This is a genomic window from Campylobacter sp. JMF_11 EL3 (assembly GCF_027736965.1).
GTDB lineage: Bacteria > Campylobacterota > Campylobacteria > Campylobacterales > Campylobacteraceae > Campylobacter_B.
The window spans coordinates 209,032-229,461 of record NZ_JAOVTJ010000001.1; the positions used below are offsets into that span (position 1 = coordinate 209,032).

Consider the following 20,430-nt stretch of genomic DNA (forward strand, 5'->3'; position numbering starts at 1 on the left):
CCTCACATAGCTATTAAGTTGTATTCCTCAGCAGATATTGCGTTGTCTGCCAACAGATATTCAAGATGGTATGATCTCAATAGATTATCCGTTTTTAGTTCTCTCAATCTGCTTACAAATTGTAAATGCAAGTAATTGTTTTCATCTAACATTTCATATTGCATCTTTTTTTCATCAAGGTTTAGGAAATGTATTTTCCTATGGCAGTTAGGGCATAGTGCAAATAGATTTAGATAATGGTCTGGACCATAAGCAATGTTAAATGGAATTAAATGATGAAATTCTAGATAAGGATCACCACCACTCGTAATGAATGTTTCTTCTCCACAGCATTCACACTTCAACTTATTGTTATTTGCAAAACTAACCATGTAATATGACTTCATTAGGCCTATCAGAGTCATATTTCTAACTCGACTATCAGAGTAAGCTACTGTAGCTTCGCCAGAAATAACTTTAATTTTTTCCATTAGGTCTTTAGCACTCTCATTTCTATATAGCTTGACTGTTTCTTCTTTTTCGTCTTCATCGCCGATGTACTCTTTATAATCTGATGTTTTTAATGCAAGAAGCAGTTTTTGAATTTCTTTTTTTAATGCAGAAAGACTTTTTAACCCAAGAGAATTCATTAAATATGAATATTCTTCTTTTAGACTTCTTACAATTGAATCAAGCTTTGCTTTATCTATATCGGATACAGAGTAATCTTTTTTCTTGTTCATAATAACCGAAATAGCAGACAAAAGAAGGATAAACCTATCGGGTCTAATATTGTACAAATCCCAATTTATCTTTACCTTAGCATCGATTGTGTTGTTTATTCCGTTAGACTCATCTGCATATCTTCTCTTAAGATCATTCTCGCATTGAATAAATACATCTTTATATTTTATATGTTTGTACTCAGTTGCTTTAGAATAAACATCATAAACAAAAGACAGTGCCTCTTTATTATTAATTGCAACTTTAGAAGACTTAAAAGAACATATGGATAGTGGATTGGTTTCGCTATCTACTTTTAAGTCTGTTCTTATTCCAAGAAGATACTTTAATAATTCTTTTCTTGAATCTTCATTTTCTATATCTTGCTTCCTTCCAAACGAAACAACTTTATCCTTAATGTCTTCTAAGTGCTCTGACAATGATTGCTCCCCGCTAATCCATTCATCTTCAGTAAATAATGATTTTTTTCTCGAAACAATATACTTATACTCATCGAGACTCATTTCATTATTTCTTAAAAGATAGCCCAAAATATCCGTATATGGTGAATAGCTAATGGCAAATTTCTTATCTCCACCAGAAAATCCTTCTATTTTATTAATATCAGCTGTTGCTGGTTGAGATATCATCTTGATTTTTTGGTGTTCCCATATAGCTAAAAATTCATTAGCATTTGCTTTTAATGCTAATTCACCTATTGGAGTAAGACTGCTGAATTCAAAATCATTAGCACCAGATGTTTTCGAATGAAAAAAGCCATAGTAATAGAGAATTTGTCTCTCATTTCTAATAAATGCTGGCACATCATTCTCGATGTTCCGATACTTTGGATTATCCATTGGATACTCATCAATTATCTCCTTAACATTCTTTCTAGTCAGTTCTTCTTCATGGGATAACCTGCATATTTTATCAATAGCATCTTTAGAAACAATGTACTTTACAGAATTGTCGCTTATTATGTGACTCTCATTTCCAGTATCGATGCAACTACTAATTGCTGCACTCATAATCTCCTCATTAATTTTATATGACGAATATACAAATCCGGGCTTTTGAATACTTTCCTTTAAATACTTTTTCACTCCTGTTTGTCCACCAGACCCCATCAGTAATGTGAAATAGAACTTTTTTGCACACTGATAATATGTATTCCTTTCATTTTGAGAAGCGAAAGAGCTGTAACTCGCAAAATTCATAAAAGTATTAAATGATGAAGATCTAAAATTGATTGCTTCATTATCAGGATAAAAAAACTTATATGCTTCTTCTTGCACCTTTTCATCTAATGAATCAATATAACCATCAAAAATATCTATAACCTGTTGAACATACTCATTTGTCATTATGTTATTTGAAAGGAATACGAAGTAATATAATGTTAAAAACTTCTTAGTATACCACAAAGTACCTGAGGATTGGATCTTTGTAAGTTCCATCGACTTAGTAAGTGCATAATTGCCAGGCAAAAGGCATTTGATAAATTCACGGTAAAAAGACATATAACTACTCCTTTTTAATTAAATTATCTGCGTTCTACTTTAGCAATATCATAAATATCGCAATATATCAAAATATCTCAAATTTTAAAATTTTATTCTTCTGGGTTGATTTCGACTATTTTATTTAGGACATATTGTTCTAAATCTCGTTTGGCGATATCGTTTTTAAGGGCTTCGTTGTAGATTTTTTCGACAGGTTTGGAGTATTTTTCGTATGGAAAATACAAAAAGTGATTTGCCCAAGCTTTTTGGATTAAATTTTTAGTGATTTCCTTGCGCCCCCATGCCTTAAAGCAGTCAAATCCGATAAAGACAGCAGAGGTCAGCAAAATGGTAAAAAGTATGGAAAAGTGAAAGTCGATTTTAGTAAAAAGCAGGTGTGTAATGCCTATGGCAAACATCACGAAAACAAAGGCAAATGTCCCAAAAATCGCATACGAGCGACCATAATTAAATCTGAAATTTAGCTTAGCGGGATCGACTAGCATACCATCGTTAAACTCAGCGTTTGCCTCCAACAAATCGCGGAAAAGCACAGGTTTATCCGAGATATGAAACATAATATTTAAAATTTTGTCTTTGCAGTTTTTATTCATCTTTTTTCCTTGTCAAATTTGGCGCCATTATATCTGAATTTTAATTTTTATAAGATAAAATCACCTTTTAAATTTAAGGAGAGCGTAATGTTTGAGATAGCTAATATGAATAACGATGATTTTGTCTATATCAATGGCGAAATCGTGCGTGCCAAAGACGCTGCGATAAGCCCATTTGACCGCGGTTTCATGCTAGGGGACGGCATTTATGAGGCTGCACCTGTGGTAAATGGCAAAATTTGCGATAAAGCCGATTTCTGGGAGAGATTTGAAAATTCTGTCGCACAAATCGAGCTTAAAATCCCATATACTCACGAAGAATACGAGGCGTTTTTAAACGAAGTCATCGCCAAAAACGGCGTCAAAGAGGGCGTGGTTTATACGCAAATCACCCGCGGTGCGGCGTTTAGGGATTTCGACTACACTGATACGAAGCCGACCGTGTTTGCCTATGCCTTTTCAAAAGTGATTTTCGATAATCCACTTGGCACCAAAGGTATCGAAATCGTAAGCCTGCCTGAGATTCGCTGGCATAGACGCGATATCAAATCAATCTCGCTTCTAGCGCAGTGTATCTCAAAGCACCTAGCGCACAAGGCTGGGGCTTTCGAGTGCTTTTTGGTAGAAGACGGCTTGGTGACTGAGTGTTCGAGTTCGAGCGCGTTTATCATAAAAGACGGCGTTTTGATTACCAGGCCGCTATCGCACGACATTTTGCCGGGTATTAGACGCAAGGTGATTTTGGGCTTTGCGGGCGAGCTTGGGCTAAAAGTCGAGCAAAGGGCGTTTAGCATGGAGGAAGTCTATGGCGCGGACGAGGTTTTCATAAGTGCAGCTTCTTTGATGGCAATCCCTGTCATCAAAGCCGACGGCAAGCCGATAAATGGCGGCAAAATCGGCAAATTTACCCCGCTAATTCGCGAACGCTACGCCAAACACCTAAAAGAACAAGCTGGGCTTTTATAATTTTGCTTTGAAATTTTGCTCGAATTTGCTCTGAATTCGGGCAAAATTTGGCAAATTTAATCAAATTTTTAAAATTCAAAATTCTAAAATTTCGCTTCGCAACCCATAAACACTGCGCCTGGAATTTTGCTTTTTGATTTTGTTTGATTTGGCGTGGCAGAAATTTTTGTTTGGCATATCGACAAGCAAGTATCTCCGCTCTACGGTGCTTAAAATTTGGATTTCAAGGAAAAACTATGTTAGATATTATAGAGATGATTTTAGGCTATATAATCCCATACGAATTATTTTTATATATGCCGTTTCAGGTTATTTTATTTGTTTTTTTCACATGGTTTTTGATGATAATTTCATTGTTTGGAATTTTAATTTCTGCATTTTTTAAACGAGTTGCATACAAAAAAATACTCATAAAGTTATTAAAAATTACCATGCTTTTTATGTGGTTAAGTTTTATAATTTCATATTGCTATTATTGTGGCTATGTCGCTAGTTACGGAATATCGCAAGTTCATATTTATAAACCTGTTTTTTATCTATTTGGAATTGTAATAGTGAATATTTTAGTTTATTTATATATGATATCAACGAAATAGTAAAAGAAGCTATTTTATGGTGGGTATTCTTGCCCGCCATAATGATTAAAAACAATAAATCTAATGCAAAATTTCACAAAATTTGATTATAAATTTTAAAAAATTCATTTTCTTCGTAAAATTTCACCACGGCTTTGTCGATTTTGACTATGCGCGAAAGGTAGGCGTAAAGACCTTCTTTGCGCGTGTAGAGGATTTTTAAGCCATTTAGACTTGTGGCGCGTGAGAGCGCGACATAGAGTTGGCCGTTGGCAAAAATCCTATCGATATCGCAGGCTAGGTTTTCGATACTCATGCCCTGGGATTTGTGGATTGTGATCGCGTAGGCGAGTTTTAGCGGGAATTGATAATACCGCGCGATTAAAAAATCGCTCGCCTCGTCCTCGTCCGCTCTAATCTCGCTGTAATCATACCCTGCGCGCTCAACTCGCACGAAGGCGCCTGATTTTTTGCGCACTACGATACTATCAATTTCGCCAAAGCCGTTTAGCTCGATATTTTCTACCACACCGCTTTCGCCGTTGTAAAACTCGCCTGATTTATTCATCGTAAAAAGCACTTTTGCGCCGACTTTTAGGCGCAGGGATTGGCTCAAATTTAGCGAATTTAGCCATTTTGAAATTTTATTATCATCATAAGAGTTTTCGTGGATTTCGCACACCCCCTCGCATAGATACAACCTCGAATCTAGCGCACCAAGCCTAGCTTCGTTTATCGCATTGACCTCGGCATTTCGCCCAGAGATTATGGTCGCATTATCATCTAAACTCTCACGCGGAGTGATTAAATTCACCAAAAATTTGGCTAAATTTTCGCTGATTTTGCCAAGCCTGATTTGCGATAAAATTTCATACAAACTCTCATCGTCCGTGCGCTTAGAACCTAGCATTTCTATGTAGAAAAACTTCATCGTCTCCCATGCGTGCGTGCCAAAGGCATACTCGCTCATACGCAAAAGCGAGCCTTGTTTGCTAGCGCTTAGCTCGTCCTTTTTGACGACTGGCGGGAGTTGATAAAAATCTCCCGTTACTAGCAAATGACCGCTAAATTTGGACTTTACGAGGCGGTATTCGATCATTTCAAAGACATCAGCTCCGACCATTGAAATTTCATCAAGCACGATTAAATCAGTAATTGAGAGAATTTTGTTAAGTTCGATTATTTTGGCTTTTTGCGAGCGGTCTAATTTTTTGAGCTCTTCAAAATTTTTGCTAATGCCAAATTTAAAAAAACTATGCAAGGTTACACCGCCGATTTCTACGGCACTAATGCCGGTTGAGCCTAGCACAATGACGATTTTGCCGTGAGTGCGAAACTCTTCGATGACGCCTTTGACGACATAGCTTTTACCTACACCGCCACCGCCTGTGATAAATACATTTTGTGATTTGAGCTTTTGTGATACGAAATTAATCAAATTTTATCCTGTTTTTTGGCAAAATTATAGCCAAAAATTTTTAAAGGTAGCAGTTTTGAGAAGGCAAATTTTAATATTTATAACATTTATGTGGATTTTGGCTGGTTGTGCCTCGCACACGCCACAAAAATCCAAATTTATCCCTGAAAATCCAGAGGTTTTGGCATTGGAATTTGAGCAAAGTGCGGAAATTTTGCCACCTGTGAGCGCCCAAAGCGTAGCAAGCGGGGAGAATTTTAAGGAAAGGTATTTTCGCGTTTGGGACGCTGAAAAAATCACAGCTAACCCAAAGGACGCATTTTGGGGGCTAAACTACGCTAAGGGCAGGCATTATGATTTACAAGGAAACATCTACCCGCAAGCTGTGTATGATGCCATGCACGAAAATGCGAACAAAAAAGCCCTTGGTAGCGTAAATACCCCAGCAATCACCATAAAAAACACGCTTTTGCGAAATATCCCAAGCGATATGCCGATTTTCGGCGATCCTAGCGAACCGGGCGAGGGCGAGCCTTTTGATTATGCGGCAAATTCCGCTCTTGGCGTGGGGTATCCGCTTTTTATCTCGCATTTTAGCAAAGACGGCGTCTGGGCGTTCGTGCAAAATGACGGCGTGTGGGGCTGGGTGAAGGCTAGCGATATCCAAGAAATGGGGATAAACGGCGCTAGCGCGTATAAAAATTCGAAATTTATAGCGATTTTGCAGGATAATGCGCCGATTTTTGACGAGAATAGGCGTGAAATTTTTAGAGCGCGCACGGGGACGATTTTGCCGTATGATTTCGCTGGTGGCGGGCTATATGGTGGCAAGATGATTAGCAAAGAGGGCGTGAGAGCGTATTTTGTGGAGGATAAATTTGCCAGAATTTGGCCAGCCGAGCTAAATAGCGAAAATGCAAAACTAATCAGCGCAAGCCTGATAGGGCAAAAATATGGCTGGGGCGGATACAAACTGCTGCGCGATTGCTCGCTATTGACAAAGGATTTTTTGGCGAATTTTGGGCTTTGGCTCCCAAGGAATTCAAAGGCGCAATCAAAGCGCGGAAGGACATTTTCGCTAGCAAATTTGAGTGCGAGCGAGAAGCTAAATTTGATCAAAACACACGCCAAACCTTATGCGAGCGTGATTTATATGCCAGGGCATGTAATGCTCTATGTAGGCGAGATAGAGGGCGCGCCAGCCGTGCTTCACAATGTCTGGGGGCTAAGGCGTATGAATAAAGAGCGCGCGGTGATTGGCAAAACGGCGATTACCTCGCTAAGCATAGGCGAGGATAGGGCTGATATCGCAGAAGATAGATTGCTAATCTCGCGTATTAGCGCATTTAGCGTGCTTAGCGAAGACGACGGGGTTAGCATACGAGAACTTTTTGGACTAGAAAAATGAGATCGAAACTTTACAACGACAATCTTTTAATCGAAGCCCAAACCCATATTGATAGACTTCATTTAAATATCGCGTGGGAGCGGTTTTGTGAATTTTACAAAAAGGCTAGCGCGATACGCAAAAACGATGAGTATTTGCTAGGGCTTTTTGGGGCGTGTTTGGGATATCTGCCTGATGAGGGTATGAAATTTATGGACTATGGCGCGCATATCATAGACGAGGGCAGGGTCATAGGGATAATCGAAATTTTAAACGAGGCAAACCCTGATAAAAATTTGGTTATTCCAAGGGCGTTTGCTAGGCTTGGCGAGCATGAGGAGGCTAGATATCTCATCATCACGGATAAAAAAATTTTGAGATTTTACCTAGATTATGAAGCGCAGTGGCAGAGCTTTTATTTTGAAGATTTGGATTTTTTGGAATTTTGCAAATTTTACGCACTGCTAAATTACAATGCCCTAAAATCCGGTATCCCAGTGACGATGAGGGAGCGCACGGCGTATCGCGAACAAGACATTTCTAGCAAACTTTACCGAAATTTTAAAATTTTTCGTATGTCGCTTTTCGAGGATATGTGTATCCAAAACGAGAGCTTAAATCATCTTTTGCTAAGCGAGGCGTTAAACAAGCTTTGCGATAGGATAATTTTCGCGATTTATGCTTCGCATAATGAGCTTTTGCCAAGTGGAGCGCTAGAAAGCGTGCAAACATACGACGAGCTAAAAAGCCTTTTTGCGCTTATTCACACGGGGGACGATGAGCGTGGTGTGGTGAGATTTAATGGAGATTTGTTCGCGCCTGATTTGCTTTTAGATAATCTTAAAATTAGCGATTTGGCATTGGAGTTAAATTTGATTTCCAAATACGATTATAAACTCGATGTTACGCCAGATATGCTCTCATACATACTATCGCAAATTTACAATTTCGAAGAAATTTTTCAAAAGAACTGAATTTTAAAATTTAAAATTTCTTGCAGAATAAATTCTGCAAGAAATTAGTATTAAATTAAGGCAGGAGCTACTAAGAAGCCTAACGCTACTGATAGCGCGACCATAATAGTTCCTGGGATGAAGAAGCTGTGATTGAATACATATTTTCCAACTCTTGTTGTGCCTGTATCGTCCATAGCGATAGCACCCAAAGTCGTAGGATATGTAGGTAATACGAAAAGACCTGATACAGCAGCAAAAGAAGCAACCAAAACCCAAACTTGTCCAGCTGTCTCTGGGCTAGTCATACCAAGTGCTAATGCAACTGCTGGCATCATAACTTTCGTAGTTGCAGCTTGTGAATATAGCAAGCAGCTTAGGAAATATAAAACGATAGCTAGAACAAATGGATAGTTGCTAACGATATTTTTCGCTACATCTTTGAAAAGATCGATGTGGCCATTAACAAATGTAGTTCCAAGCCATGCGATACCTACGACGCAGATACAAGCGCTCATACCGCTTTGGAAAGTGTTTGCTTGTAATAGTTTGCCTGTATCGACTTTGCACAAAACTGTGATAAAAAAGCCGATTGTAAGCATAAAGCTAATAATAGCAGCGTCGCGAGAAAGGATTGGTTTTTCGACCAAACCAACGCTTTTTGAGATAGCAAGAGCGTAAGCAACGACAATCAAAACACCGATAGCAAAAATCGCAACCGAGCGTTTTGCAAATGGTTTTGGCTCAGCGTATTCTGTAACTTTAACCTCTGCAACTAAACCTTTTGCTAGTCTTTCTTGATAGATTGGATCTGATGAAAGGTCTAGTTTGAAAAATGTATTTACAATAATCGCTGTAACAATCATAGCAACAAATGTTGTTGAAATACAAATGAAAAGTAGTTTTGGATAGCTTACACCTAGTGGCTCAACAACACCTGTCATAGCTACGAACGCAGCTGAAATAGGTGAAGCTGTGATAGCGACTTGGCTTGATACAACTGAAAGCGCTAGTGGTGCGCTTGGTTTGATGTTTTGACCCTTAGCAACCTCTACGATAACTGGAATCATAGAAAACGCAGTGTGACCAGTACCAGCTAGGATTGTTAGCATATAAGTAACAGTTGGTGCTAGGATATTGATTTGTTTTGGGTGTTTGCGCAAAATTCTAGACGCAATCTGAACCAAATAATCCAAACCACCTGCAACTTGCATAGCAGCAATCGCTGAAATAACTGATGCGATGATCAAAATAACATCTACTGGAATATCTTTGAATTCCACCTTCATACCGATAATCGCCATAACGACGATACCTAAACCGCCGGCGTATCCGACGCCCATGCCGCCCAAGCGAACGCCTAGGTAAATACCAGCTAGCAATACGGCTAGTTGGACAAATAGCATAATATCCATGCAAGACTCCTTTGAAAATTCAAAACTCTAAATTTAGGGTAGGTCAAAATTTGACCTACCACGATAAAATTTATTTACCTGTTTTTTTCATACCAGGATTTAGCATGTTTTTAGGATCTAAAATTTTATCGATTTCTTCTTTTGTTAAATAACCGCGCTCTAAGCAGATATCGCCGACTGCTTTACCAGTTTGCAACGCCTCTTTTGCGATACTTGCTGATTTTTCATAACCTAAAATTGGGTTAAACGCAGTTACGATACCAACTGAGTTTAGCACTGATTTTAAGCAAGCTTCTGGATTTGCAGTTAGTTTTTTGATAGCTTTGTCGCTTAGTGTTTTAACTGCGTTTTCCAAGATTACGATTGAGTTAAATAGATTATAAGCAATGCCTGGTTCGAAAGCGTTAAGCTCGAAATCGCCTCTTTCAGAGCATAGCATGATAGATACATCATTGCCGATGACTTCGTAGCATGCCTCGCCTACAACTTCGCAAATTACAGGATTTACCTTACCTGGCATGATTGAGCTACCTGGTTGCATTTGTGGTAGGTTAATCTCGCCTAGACCGCATCTTGGGCCTGAATTCATTAGGCGTAAGTCGTTGATGATTTTGCTGATTCTTACAGCAGCTGTTTTTAGTGCGCCAGATACATGCACGAAATCGCCTGTATCTTGTGTAGCTGCGATGAAATCCTCAGCTGGTTTGAACTCAACGCCAGTGATTTGGCTTAGGTGTTTTTCTACTACAAATTTATAATCTGGGTGGCAGTTGATACCTGTGCCAATCGCAGTTGCGCCCATATTTAAAAAGCTCATTGACTCTCTTGCAGCTTTGATTTTTGCTATATCGCTTTTAATGTAGCTTGCAAAAGCGTGGAAGGTGTTGCCAAGTGTAGTTGGGACAGCGTCTTCAAGCTCTGTTCTACCCATTTTGATGATATCTTTGAAAGCCTCAGCTTTTTTCTCTAATTCGCCTTTTAGCTCTTCCATAGCAGCTAGCAAATCTGTAAGTTTAGCGTAAGCTGCGACTTTGATTGAGCTAGGGTATGTATCGTTTGTGCTTTGGCCTAGGTTTGTGTGATCGTTTGGATGAATGAATTGATATTCGCCTTTGGCATGACCTTGAATTTCAAGAGCGACATTTGTCAAAACCTCATTGACATTCATATTTGTGCTAGTTCCTGCGCCACCTTGGATCATATCTACTACGAATTGATCTGCGAATTCGCCTGCGATAACTTTGTCGCAAGCAGCTACAAGCGCGTCAGCAATCTCTGGTTTTAAAACGCCCAATTCTTTGTTTGAAAGTGCTGCTGCTTTTTTGATTTGTGCAAATGCTTTTACAAAAAATGGATAATCGCCAAGTTTGCGACCTGTCATTTTGAAGTTGTCCAAAGCTCTGAAAGTCTGAACGCCATAGTATTTGTCGTTAGGAATTTCGAGCTCACCTATAAAATCGTGTTCTTTTCTAGTTTCCATCACTAGTCCTTTCTGAAAGAATTTATGTGATTGTATTATTAAATACCTAAAAACAATCTTAAATTTTCGTTAAAATGTTACTTTAAATTCAAAATTTTATAATTATTCGTTTTATTTTAAGATTTTATTAAATTTGGCGATTTTTTCGCTTGATATGAAGTATGTAAATTACAGAAAGAAGTAGGACAAATCCCAATAAAAGAAGCGTGATTATATGCAATTTTTCCTTAATTAATTCTTGATTTTCGCCGATAAAATATCCAAGTAGCATTAAAATCAGCACCCAAATCCCAGCACCAAGTGCTGTAAATGCGCAAAACCGCGCTAAATTCATCTTCGCAAGCCCTGCTGGCAGGCTGATGTATTGGCGGATACCTGGGATTAGTCTGCAATTAAATGTAGAAATTTCGCCATGTTTGTTGAAAAACGCTTCAAATTTGGCGAATTTTTCGTTTGTTACGCCGATAAATTTGCCAAATTTATCGATAAATTTGCGCCCGAAAAAATAGCACAAATAGTAGTTAAACACAGCCCCAGCCACGCTCCCAGCTAGCCCGCATGCAAATGCTATGGCAAAGCTCATTTCGCCCTTGCTAGCGAGGTATCCTGCTGGAATCATCACAACTTCGCTTGGAAACGGGAAAAAACTGCTTTCTAAAAACATCATCGCAAAAATGCCGAAATATCCCCACGCTGCGACGAATTCTACGATAAAATTTACGATTGATGTAAGCACGATTTTTCCTTAAATTTGAAATTTAGAATTTGCGCGAAACTTAAATTTTATTAAATTCCGCGCATTAAATTAAAATTTTTATTTTGCGTATTCTACTGTCTGTTTGCTAAATAGCTCGTTTGCGATATCGTCGATTTTTTTGTTTAGTTTGCTTGGCGCAATTTGAGCTTTTATCATCTCTTTGACTTTGTCAAATTCCACAGGAGCAGCTTCTTTTAGGTCTTCTTTGTAGATGACATGATAGCCAAATTGAGTTTTCACAGGGGTTTTGCTAATCTCGCCTTTATTTAGCGCCCACGCAGCCTCTTCGAACTCGCTTACCATCATACCTTTGCCAAATGAGCCCAAATCGCCGCCATTTTCTTTGGCGCTTGGATCTGTTGAAATTTCTTTGGCAAGTTTGTTAAATTCGGCTTTTAATTTGTCTTTGCTGACTTTTTCTAGCTTAGCGATAGCGTCTTTTGCCTCTTTTTCATCTTTTAGCAAAATGTGGCTAGCTACGACGCTTTCTGGTTGCATGAAGCTGTCTTTGTTGTCATCATAGATTTTTTTTGCCTCTTCGTCGGTTACTTTGACATCTTTTGTCTGCTCTTGTTGCCACAAAGCAAAGGCGATTTCATCTTTTGCAAGTTCGACTTGTTTTTTGTATTCTTCGCCATTTACGATACCGCTTTTTTTAGCCTCGGCAATCATAAGTTTAAATTTAATCATTTGATCGATTAGTTGTTTTTTGTCCTCATCGCTTGGGGTAGCGTGTGGGTTTTGAGCGAAAACTGGTGCGATATCCTCGTCTGTAACCGTGATATCTGTGCCTTTGACACTAGCTAGCACGCCAGCATTTAGCGAAAGTGCCATAGCGGCGACGAAACTGATTGATAAGAATTTTTTCATTTTTTTCCTTTTTTGAAAATTTTTGCGCGCATTATAAAAAAAGATTGTAAATATATGCGTAATATGATAAAAAATGCGAAATTTAGCCTACGAATTCGTAGGCTAAATTTGGATTAAAACGACGGAACAATCGCGCCTTTGTATTTTTCCTCGATAAATTTTTTCACACTTTCGCTTTGAAGTGCGCTATCAAGGGCTTTGATTTTTGGTAGGTTTTCATTGCCTTCTTTGACGACGACGATGTTTGTGTATGGGTTGCCGACTGCTTTTTCGATGAAAAGTGAGTCTTTAACTGGGTTTAAATCCGCGTTGAAAGCGAAATTTGAGTTGATTACAGCGATATCGACATCATCAAGTGTGCGAGGCAAATTTGGACCTTCAAGCTCTAAAATTTGGATATTTTTAGGATTTTTGGTTACATCTAGGGCTGTGCGGAGCTCTACATCTTTATTAACCTCGATTAATCCTGCATCCGCAAGCACATCAAGCGCGCGAGATTCGTTCGTAGGATCGTTTGGCACGGCTACTTTGGCGCCGTCTTTTAGGTCTTTTAGATCTGTGATTTTTTTGCTATAAATTCCCATCGGTTCTAAATGCACGCCAACTGTTGTTTTGAGTTTTGTGCCATTTTTGGCGTTAAATTCCACTAAATATGGCTCGTGTTGGAAATAGTTCGCATCCACGCTGCCGTCATCTGTGGCTAAATTTGGAGTAACATAGTCGTTGAAAACTTTGACTTCGAGTTCGTATCCAGCGGCTTTTAGCTCTGGTGCGATATGCTCTAAAATTTCAGCATGTGGCACAGGAGTAGCTGCGACAACTAATTTTTCTGCCAAGGCAAAACTTACAACGCTTGCACTAAGAAGTGTAGTTAGAAATAATTTTTTCATTTCTTTCCTTTGATGAGAATTTAAAAAGGGCGATTTTATCATAAAATTTGGGCGCAAAACACAACAATTATTAAATTTATATGTAAATTTGTATTTGAAATTTCACTTCTAAATAATAATTTTTATTAAGTAGAGTTTAATGAGCTTTTGGTTATCATAAATTTTGAATTTTTGATAAAGGAGAGAGTATGAGACAATACGAAACATACAAATGCGACAAATGCGGCTGTGAAGTCGAAGTGCAAAAAGTAGGTGAGGGCGCAGTTTTGACATGCTGTGGAGAGCTGATGAAATGTATCACTGAGGATTTGACACAGGTAAATTTAATGAAGGCGTTTGCTGGCGAATCACAAGCTAGAAACAAATACGATCTTTACGGCGATTTAGCCAAAGAAGCAGGTTTTCACGCTATCGCGCGCCACTTTTACGAAGCGGCTGAAAATGAAAAATGGCACGCAAGAGCCGAGCTCAAAGCTCACCACGCAGCAGCTGGAATTCCGCTAGATAAAATGGATAAAAACCTAATCGATGCCGCAGCTGGCGAGAGATACGAGCATGAGAGCATGTATCCTGCGTTTGCGCAAATCGCCACAGAAGAGGGCAAAAAAGAGGTCGCAAGGCTATTTAACGCTATCGGCAAGGTCGAAGTCGAGCACGAACGCGAATACAACGAGCTTCAAAAAATCTTGCTTGAAGAGGGATTTTTCGAGAGTTTTGATGAAGAAGTTTGGGTTTGCGAAGTTTGCGGTCATGTGCATCGTGGCAAAAAGGCCCCAGGCGCATGTCCTTTGTGCAAAGCACCAAAAGAGTATTTTAAAAAACAAAGATTAGTTTAATCCTTAAAATTCTGACGCCAAAAAGCGTCAGAATTACCAAATTTTACTCAAAATTTCACTATAATTCGCCCTAAATTTTACAAAAGGAAAATTTATGAAAAAGCTGCTTTTTTGTGCGATTTTTGGTGCAGTATTGGCTCACGCAAACTTCCTTGATGAGGACATTAGGCTCTGCGATGAGGGTAGGGCTAGCAGTTGCGATTTTCTTATCAACTACTACAAAAGCGCCGAGCAAGAAAAGCACCGCAAAGCTTATGAAATCATCGCCAAACTATGTCTAAATGGCGATGATAGCAAGTGTGAAATCATCCGCTCTGAGGAATTTTTTGGCGGTGATCGCAAGCGTTATGCCGAAATTTTGGAGAAAAGTTGCGATGAGAAAAACATCAAAAGTTGCCTGTTTTTATTAGAGGATTATCCGATGTGGTCGGACCCCGCACCAAGGGTGCAAAGCGTGTATGATAGGCTGTGCAAATTCGGTGCGTTGCAAGATTGTGATAAACAAAACCTCGATTTTAGCGATGTTAGGGACTTGCGCAAAGCTCACGATATCGCAAGAGCTGCAAGAAAGCTAGAAACGCTTCCAAAAGAGCTGAAAAAATCTGCTCAAAACAAGCTTGACGCCGCAAAATTTGATGATATGATTGGGGCTGAAAATTTCGCTAGCGAGGACAATTTGGCGCGAGTAAAGCAAAAATGCGAGGAGAAAAACAGCTCTTATTGCGCACTTTTGGGCTATTTTTATGAGGTGCGCGCCAAGGCTAGCACTGATAGCGATGATGATTTTTACGAGTTTAACGCTGCGTCGATGAAATTCTACAAAAAAGCCTGCGAGTATGGGGAGTGGAACGATTGGGATACGGGGCATTATTGCAGGGGATACGGCGGGGCTATATTTTATCGCCGTATGCGTGCAGGAGAGTGAAAGCTAGGCAAAATTCGGCGAAATTTTGATTTTGCCAAATTTTGTTTTTTAAATTTTGCAAAATTTAAAATTCCGCTTATGCAACTTTAAAATACTGTGCCGAAATTTTGCTTTTTATTTTCAAAGGAAAATTTTGCTTTCAACTCTCATTGCGAGGCGATGAAATCTCCGTGGTAATCTAGGGAATACCAAAAATTTTAAAATATAAAATTTAATTAGAATTTCAAATTTTTGATTATTAAGCCAAAATTTGCATTTTAAATTTCAAAATTCTTTGAAATTTTACTAGATTGCTTCGTCGCTTTGCTCATCGCAATGACATTTTGGGCGAAATTTCGGCACAGTATCAGAGATTGCACTCAGCGAATTTTGCATAAAATTTCAGACGCAGTATCTGCAAAAAAACAAAATTTGCCAAATTTTACTCTCTTGTAAAAACTCTGATATTATCCGCAAATCCGCTATCTTGCACTATTTTAAGATTTTCATTTAGTTTGGATACGACCAAATCGTGGTGAGATTGCACGACATAGCGAGCCTCTTGCGGGCAGAGTTTTTTCCAAATTTCATAGCGTTCGTTGCAAGATTTCCAGCTAAGCTCGCCGTCGCAAGTTTGGATTAAAACTTCCGTTTTGTAACCTGCGGTTTTGAATTTTTTAAGCGTGTAAATTGGTGTATCAGCTGTGCGAAAAGTCCCCTCAATAGCGATATTATAGCGTTCTACGATTGCTTTATTTATGATTATTTCTGTAAGTTTTGCGCAAAATTTAGCTGTTCGCTCTGCCATTTTTTGGCTATCAAGGGCGCAAATTTGGGCGTAGTAGGGGTGGTATTTGCGAAACTCATCGCCGTTTATGACAACGCCATTTTCGCCTAGCTCGTTAAGGGCTAGGCGGAGCATATTTGCCTTACCAGCTCCTGGCTGACCGCCTAAAACATAGGCTTTTGGGGCTTCGTTGCCAGCTTTTGCGAGTGGATTTTTATCCAAAATCACCTCAGTCCATACATTTTGGCTCGCTCTTTGGGCGAAAAATTCGGCGTTTTCGTTGATTTTGGCTATGTCGCAGAGCAAATTTTGGCTAATTTCTTTATCTTTATAGGCTTGCAAAGTCGCAAAATTCGTGGTTGTGCCGCCGTCTATGGATTTTATGAGCCTTGCAAGATTTGGCATTTGAGTTGCGATATTTCTAAGCACATTTTTTATCTCATCATCGCTCATATCGTATTTTGAAAGAAACATTGTGCGAGCGACTTTCTCATCTGTGTAAAATTTGTGATAATCAAAGTTTTTATCTTGCGTAGGTCTGATTAAAATATCGAATTTAGCGAATTTCTCTTCTAATTCGTCAAAGAAGTTTTGCAAATTTTGCCCGTAAATTTCTCGCAATTTTTCTGCAAAAAATTCCAAAAACAAACCGTGAGTATTAAATGAAACTTCCCGCCCCATTAGCTTCATATCGTATTCTTCGCGGATTTGCTCGATTTTTTCAGCCGTTTTTTCAAAATCAATGCTTTCATGTTCGCTCATTAAAATTTGATGATAAATTTCGCCCATTTTTTTGCTATCACTTCTCATTTCCTCGTCCCTATCTGCTGGGAATAAATGCCCAACACAAGCGTATTCGAGTAAAACATCTCTTTGCATTAACGAAGCCATTTTTTAATCCTTTAAGTTTTGATAAATGCGATTTTATCGCTATTTGGTAAAATTTTGAGCTTGAAGCTCTTTGATTTTTTCTATCTCTTTTGGTGAGTAACCTGCCTTTAAACGGGCGGTTTCGTTTATCGCGCGAGTGGTTTTTTTAAAAATTTTCCCAAATTTGCCTAAGGCATTTCTGCCATCATCATATCTATTTTGTTCCATTTGTTTCCCCTTGGATAAAATTTCGAATTGTCTCATCGTTTGTTATCGCCAATATATCATCAAAAGCTTTTGCATAATCAGCTATAAATTTATTCTTATCAATATGTTTTAAAATTTCACTAGCCATTTTAAGGCGTTCATTTCTGAAATTTTGATATTTTTCTGTCGCAATAAAAGCTAAAATTTCATCACTTGGTCTTTTATTTTTTATAGCCTGCTTTGTGCTAGGACAATTATGTGAAATAAAGATTAAAATATCGCTGCTAATTTTACTAAATGCCCTAGAATTAGGATTTATCGGCGCTTGGTTATCGAGATAAAATTTAAGCAAATCAACATTGTTTGTGTATATTAAAAAATCCACAAAATATACATTTTGTGGATTTTCATTTTTTAAGTTTTCTACAACTTTATCAAGTTGTGCAAAATCCAAATTTTGCTCGTTTAATATATGGGCGATTTTTAAAGCGAATTCGTCATTTTTGGTTTTTGTGTAATCAAAATCATCTTTTTTTGCATTGCCAAGTGAAATCAAAGCCAGCATTTCGTTAAAATTTTCCTGTGGTAGTGCGCTTAAATCGCACTTTGAAATAGCGTGATAGATTGTTTCGTTATCACTAAAAATAAGGTCTAGAAATTTGTCGATTTCGTTTTTATCAAGAGAGTTTAGTTTGTCGCACGGAGTGTTTTGGAAAAACTCGTCAATTTTTGTCAAATTTAGCTTAATATCATCTGCAACGGCGAAATTTAAACACAATCCCACCATGCACAGTATCACAAAAAATAATCTTTTCATTTTTTTCCTTTATTTGAAATTTGCAAATTTAAACCTACGAAGCAAGTAAATTTAAATTTGCAAATTCATCATCGAGCGCCAAATCAATCGCGCTGTATTCGATATGCGCCACAGAGTGCAGAAATAGGGCGTTTTTATCGACATTGTGCTTTTTTAAATTTTTGTTTTGGATTTTTATATCTTTGACCTGTGAAATTTGGGCGAATTTTGCATAGCTAGGATTTTCGAGTGGTATTGGCTCAAAATTTTGCTCAAATTCTACTTCATTTTTGCAAAATTTTGCGTAAAATTTTGCAAATTTTTCTATTTTTTCGTTTGGGCTACCAGCGTTTAAAATTTCCCAAATTTCTGCGTGAAAACTCATTATAACCCCCAAATTTACGCCATACCGGCTTCGACTAAAAAACAGCTTGGCTGATAGTTTATTTTGCGAATTTTATCAAATTTCGCGTAGCTTAGATAGAGCTCATTTCGCGCCCTAGTAACCGCGACATAAAATAGTCGTCGCTCCTCATCTAGGCTGCCACCCATGCCCATTAGCTTCAAATTCGGAAAGCGGTTTTGCGCCAAATCTACCAAAAACACGCTATCAAACTCCAAACCCTTGCTAGCATGCACGCTTAGCAGATTTACGCCCTCTCCCTCGCTCATTTCCTTTGCGCCAAGTGTGATGAAGTTATAAAAACTCCCCGCGTCCTTGTATTTGCTCGCAATCCCGCCTAAAATCGCTACTTTGTTGTAAATTTTCTCATTTTCGTTCGTTTTGCGATCGAGATCGATTTTGCCGTTTTTGAGCGTGGCTCTGTGAGTGGCGATATTACCTGCAATTATGGCAAAAAGCTTGGAGGATTTTATCAAATTCACTAGCTCGCCAGCGCCGAAATTTGGGCTAAATTTGCTAAATAGCGTGTATAGCTCGTGCAAAATCACAGCTGCGCTTTCGTTTAGTTTGTTGTATTTTAGCACCGGATTTTTGGCGAAATTTTCGCTAAATCCAAGCGTGTTAAACCGCTCCAAACTCGCCTGTAAATCCATATCGTCAAAAAGTCCTAGCTGATAATTTCGCTTTTTTTGCTCGTAAATTTTCGCACTCATATCAGGGCGCAAAAAGCCATCTTTGATATTTCCGCCACCAAGCGCGATTAGCGCGTCGAAAATCTCCTTGCTAGTGGCGTTTCCGATACCTTTGGCATATTCTAAAATCCCAAGGAAAGCCATCATATCCTTTGGGTTTATCAGCGCGCCGAAAATATCCATAAACGCCTTTATTTCGCGACTTTCAAAAAAGCTCGTGCTGCCTTTGCGTTTCGCGCCGATTCCTAGCTCTTTGAGTGCGACCTCGATCCCGTCAGCCGAAGAGTTGTTGCGAAAAATTACCGCAAAACTCTCAGGCGCGCGCCCGCTTTGTTTGATTTGCTGTGCGATATGGCCGTATTGCGACATAATCTCATCATACACATGCAGTTTTGGCGCGCTAAATTTGCCCGTGCGCCCCACGACTAGCTTTTTGTCATACAGGCGCGGATTGTTTGAAATGACCTTGTTTGCAAGGGCTAAAATTTGGCTAGATGAGCGGTAATTTATGTTTAGCGTGTAAATTTTCGCGTCGCTAAAACGGGTGCCAAAAGAGCCGATTATATCGATGTTTGCGCCGTTAAAGGCATAAATGCTCTGGTCGAAATCGCCCACGCAAAAAAGGCTTTTTGTCCTAAATGCGTCGATTAGTGAGCCTTGAAGCGAGTTTGTGTCTTGATACTCATCGACTAAAATTTCATCATAGTATAGTGGCGCGCCCTTGCGCAGTTCGTGGCGCATTTTAAGCAGTATGTCGTTAAAATCGGCGTAGTTAAAGCGGGCTTTTTCCTCTTCAAATTCACGCAAAATATCCTCGTAAATTTCGCTAAATTCAGCCTGATCTTCGAAATTTCTAGCAAACCATGAGCTAAAACTCTCGCCTGTTTGTTTGTTTTGAAAGAGCGAGTATATGTCGTATAAATACGCACCGCCATACGGCCTAGTGTCGCTGATATGGTAAAATTTGCGATTTTCTACGATACTTTTTAAAAGCGTTTTTAACTCGCTTGGCTGCTTTAAAATCACACCCTTGCCAAGCTCGCGCAAAAGTGCGTAAGATACCGCGTGGAAGGTGCCTGCGGTGATTTTGGCGGTGATTTTTTTGTCAAAATAGCGATTTAACCTCGCAATCATTTCGCTAGCTGCCTTGTTTGTGAATGTTAGAAGCAAAATTTTGCTTGGATTTACGCCAAGGTGCAGTAAATGCGCAATGCGCGCTACAATGGTGCTAGTCTTGCCTGTGCCTGCGCTTGCGATTACGAGATTGTGGCCAAAGGGCGCAGTCGCGGCAGAGTATTGTTCTTGGTTTAAATTTGATATTGCGTTCAAAATTTTCCTTTAAAATCGTAGATTATAGCCTAAATTTATTATAAAAAAATTAGCCCTGCGCCTAAAATTTGGCGC

19 protein-coding genes are annotated in these 20,430 nt (G+C 38.9%); 6 read left to right on the forward strand and 13 right to left on the reverse strand.

Annotated features, from left to right (window positions below; translation table 11 throughout):
- Window positions 1-2: 2 nt before the first annotated feature.
- Entirely contained in the window at window positions 3-2,225 is a 2,223-nt protein-coding gene (locus OFN67_RS01060) for an HNH endonuclease (protein WP_270868260.1), read from the reverse strand.
- A 92-nt stretch (window positions 2,226-2,317) separates the two neighbouring features.
- Complete coding sequence (locus OFN67_RS01065) at window positions 2,318-2,821, reverse strand: hypothetical protein (RefSeq protein ID WP_270858980.1); 504 nt, start codon at window positions 2,819-2,821, stop codon at window positions 2,318-2,320.
- An 87-nt stretch (window positions 2,822-2,908) separates the two neighbouring features.
- On the opposite strand from OFN67_RS01065, the gene OFN67_RS01070 reads away from it, so the two are divergent.
- Window positions 2,909-3,787, forward strand: a complete 879-nt coding sequence (locus OFN67_RS01070; protein WP_270861801.1) for an aminotransferase class IV — start codon at window positions 2,909-2,911, stop codon at window positions 3,785-3,787.
- 236 nt (window positions 3,788-4,023) lie between these two features.
- Window positions 4,024-4,383, forward strand: a complete 360-nt coding sequence (locus OFN67_RS01075) for a hypothetical protein (RefSeq protein ID WP_270868259.1) — start codon at window positions 4,024-4,026, stop codon at window positions 4,381-4,383.
- Between the two features lie 73 nt (window positions 4,384-4,456).
- On the opposite strand, the gene OFN67_RS01080 is transcribed toward OFN67_RS01075, so the two are convergent.
- The gene (locus OFN67_RS01080; protein WP_270868258.1) at window positions 4,457-5,800 is read right to left on the reverse strand and encodes an ATP-dependent DNA helicase; all 1,344 of its coding nucleotides are present in this window, start codon (window positions 5,798-5,800) and stop codon (window positions 4,457-4,459) included.
- A 55-nt stretch (window positions 5,801-5,855) separates the two neighbouring features.
- Between OFN67_RS01080 and OFN67_RS01085 the strand changes: the two genes are divergently transcribed.
- Both OFN67_RS01085 and OFN67_RS01090 read left to right on the forward strand, forming a co-directional pair.
- Window positions 5,856-7,187, forward strand: a complete 1,332-nt coding sequence (locus tag OFN67_RS01085; RefSeq protein ID WP_270868257.1) for an SH3 domain-containing C40 family peptidase — start codon at window positions 5,856-5,858, stop codon at window positions 7,185-7,187.
- Window positions 7,184-8,140: a hypothetical protein gene (locus OFN67_RS01090; RefSeq protein ID WP_270868256.1), complete on the forward strand. Its 957-nt coding sequence runs from the start codon at window positions 7,184-7,186 to the stop codon at window positions 8,138-8,140. Before OFN67_RS01085 ends, OFN67_RS01090 begins: the two co-directional genes overlap by 4 nt.
- A 50-nt stretch (window positions 8,141-8,190) precedes the next feature.
- Here the strand turns inward: OFN67_RS01090 and OFN67_RS01095 are convergent, their stop codons facing one another.
- The 5 genes from OFN67_RS01095 to OFN67_RS01115 form a co-directional block, all read right to left on the reverse strand.
- Window positions 8,191-9,534, reverse strand: coding sequence for an anaerobic C4-dicarboxylate transporter (locus OFN67_RS01095; protein ID WP_270868255.1), 1,344 nt, complete (start codon window positions 9,532-9,534; stop codon window positions 8,191-8,193).
- 70 nt (window positions 9,535-9,604) lie between these two features.
- The gene (locus tag OFN67_RS01100) at window positions 9,605-11,014 is read right to left on the reverse strand and encodes an aspartate ammonia-lyase (protein WP_270858973.1); all 1,410 of its coding nucleotides are present in this window, start codon (window positions 11,012-11,014) and stop codon (window positions 9,605-9,607) included.
- A 127-nt stretch (window positions 11,015-11,141) separates the two neighbouring features.
- Window positions 11,142-11,750, reverse strand: a complete 609-nt coding sequence (locus OFN67_RS01105) for a DedA family protein (protein ID WP_270866434.1) — start codon at window positions 11,748-11,750, stop codon at window positions 11,142-11,144.
- A 78-nt stretch (window positions 11,751-11,828) separates the two neighbouring features.
- Entirely contained in the window at window positions 11,829-12,641 is an 813-nt protein-coding gene (locus OFN67_RS01110; RefSeq protein WP_270866433.1) for a peptidylprolyl isomerase, read from the reverse strand.
- A 113-nt stretch (window positions 12,642-12,754) separates the two neighbouring features.
- Window positions 12,755-13,531: a MetQ/NlpA family ABC transporter substrate-binding protein gene (locus OFN67_RS01115; protein WP_270866432.1), complete on the reverse strand. Its 777-nt coding sequence runs from the start codon at window positions 13,529-13,531 to the stop codon at window positions 12,755-12,757.
- 188 nt (window positions 13,532-13,719) lie between these two features.
- On the opposite strand from OFN67_RS01115, the gene OFN67_RS01120 reads away from it, so the two are divergent.
- Together OFN67_RS01120 and OFN67_RS01125 are read left to right on the forward strand one after the other, a co-directional pair.
- Window positions 13,720-14,367, forward strand: coding sequence for a ferritin family protein (locus OFN67_RS01120; RefSeq protein WP_270866431.1), 648 nt, complete (start codon window positions 13,720-13,722; stop codon window positions 14,365-14,367).
- Between the two features lie 94 nt (window positions 14,368-14,461).
- On the forward strand, window positions 14,462-15,292 hold the full coding sequence (locus OFN67_RS01125; RefSeq protein ID WP_270868254.1) for a hypothetical protein: 831 nt from the start codon (window positions 14,462-14,464) through the stop codon (window positions 15,290-15,292).
- A gap of 421 nt (window positions 15,293-15,713) precedes the next feature.
- Here OFN67_RS01125 and OFN67_RS01130 read toward each other — a convergent pair whose 3' ends face one another.
- The 5 genes from OFN67_RS01130 to OFN67_RS01150 are packed head-to-tail and all read right to left on the reverse strand — an operon-like array spanning window position 15,714 to window position 20,355.
- Window positions 15,714-16,949 carry a zeta toxin family protein gene (locus OFN67_RS01130; protein WP_270868253.1) on the reverse strand — a complete coding sequence of 412 codons (1,236 nt, stop codon included), beginning with the start codon at window positions 16,947-16,949 and terminating at the stop codon, window positions 15,714-15,716.
- 39 nt (window positions 16,950-16,988) lie between these two features.
- Entirely contained in the window at window positions 16,989-17,156 is a 168-nt protein-coding gene (locus OFN67_RS01135) for a hypothetical protein (protein ID WP_270868252.1), read from the reverse strand.
- On the reverse strand, window positions 17,143-17,952 hold the full coding sequence (locus tag OFN67_RS01140) for a hypothetical protein (RefSeq protein ID WP_270868251.1): 810 nt from the start codon (window positions 17,950-17,952) through the stop codon (window positions 17,143-17,145). Before OFN67_RS01140 ends, OFN67_RS01135 begins: the two co-directional genes overlap by 14 nt.
- 34 nt (window positions 17,953-17,986) lie before the next feature.
- Complete coding sequence (locus OFN67_RS01145; RefSeq protein ID WP_270868250.1) at window positions 17,987-18,316, reverse strand: DUF455 family protein; 330 nt, start codon at window positions 18,314-18,316, stop codon at window positions 17,987-17,989.
- 14 nt (window positions 18,317-18,330) lie between these two features.
- A complete protein-coding gene (locus OFN67_RS01150; protein ID WP_443101031.1) occupies window positions 18,331-20,355 on the reverse strand; it encodes an ATP-dependent helicase in 2,025 nt (674 codons plus the stop codon).
- Window positions 20,356-20,430 lie beyond the last annotated feature (75 nt).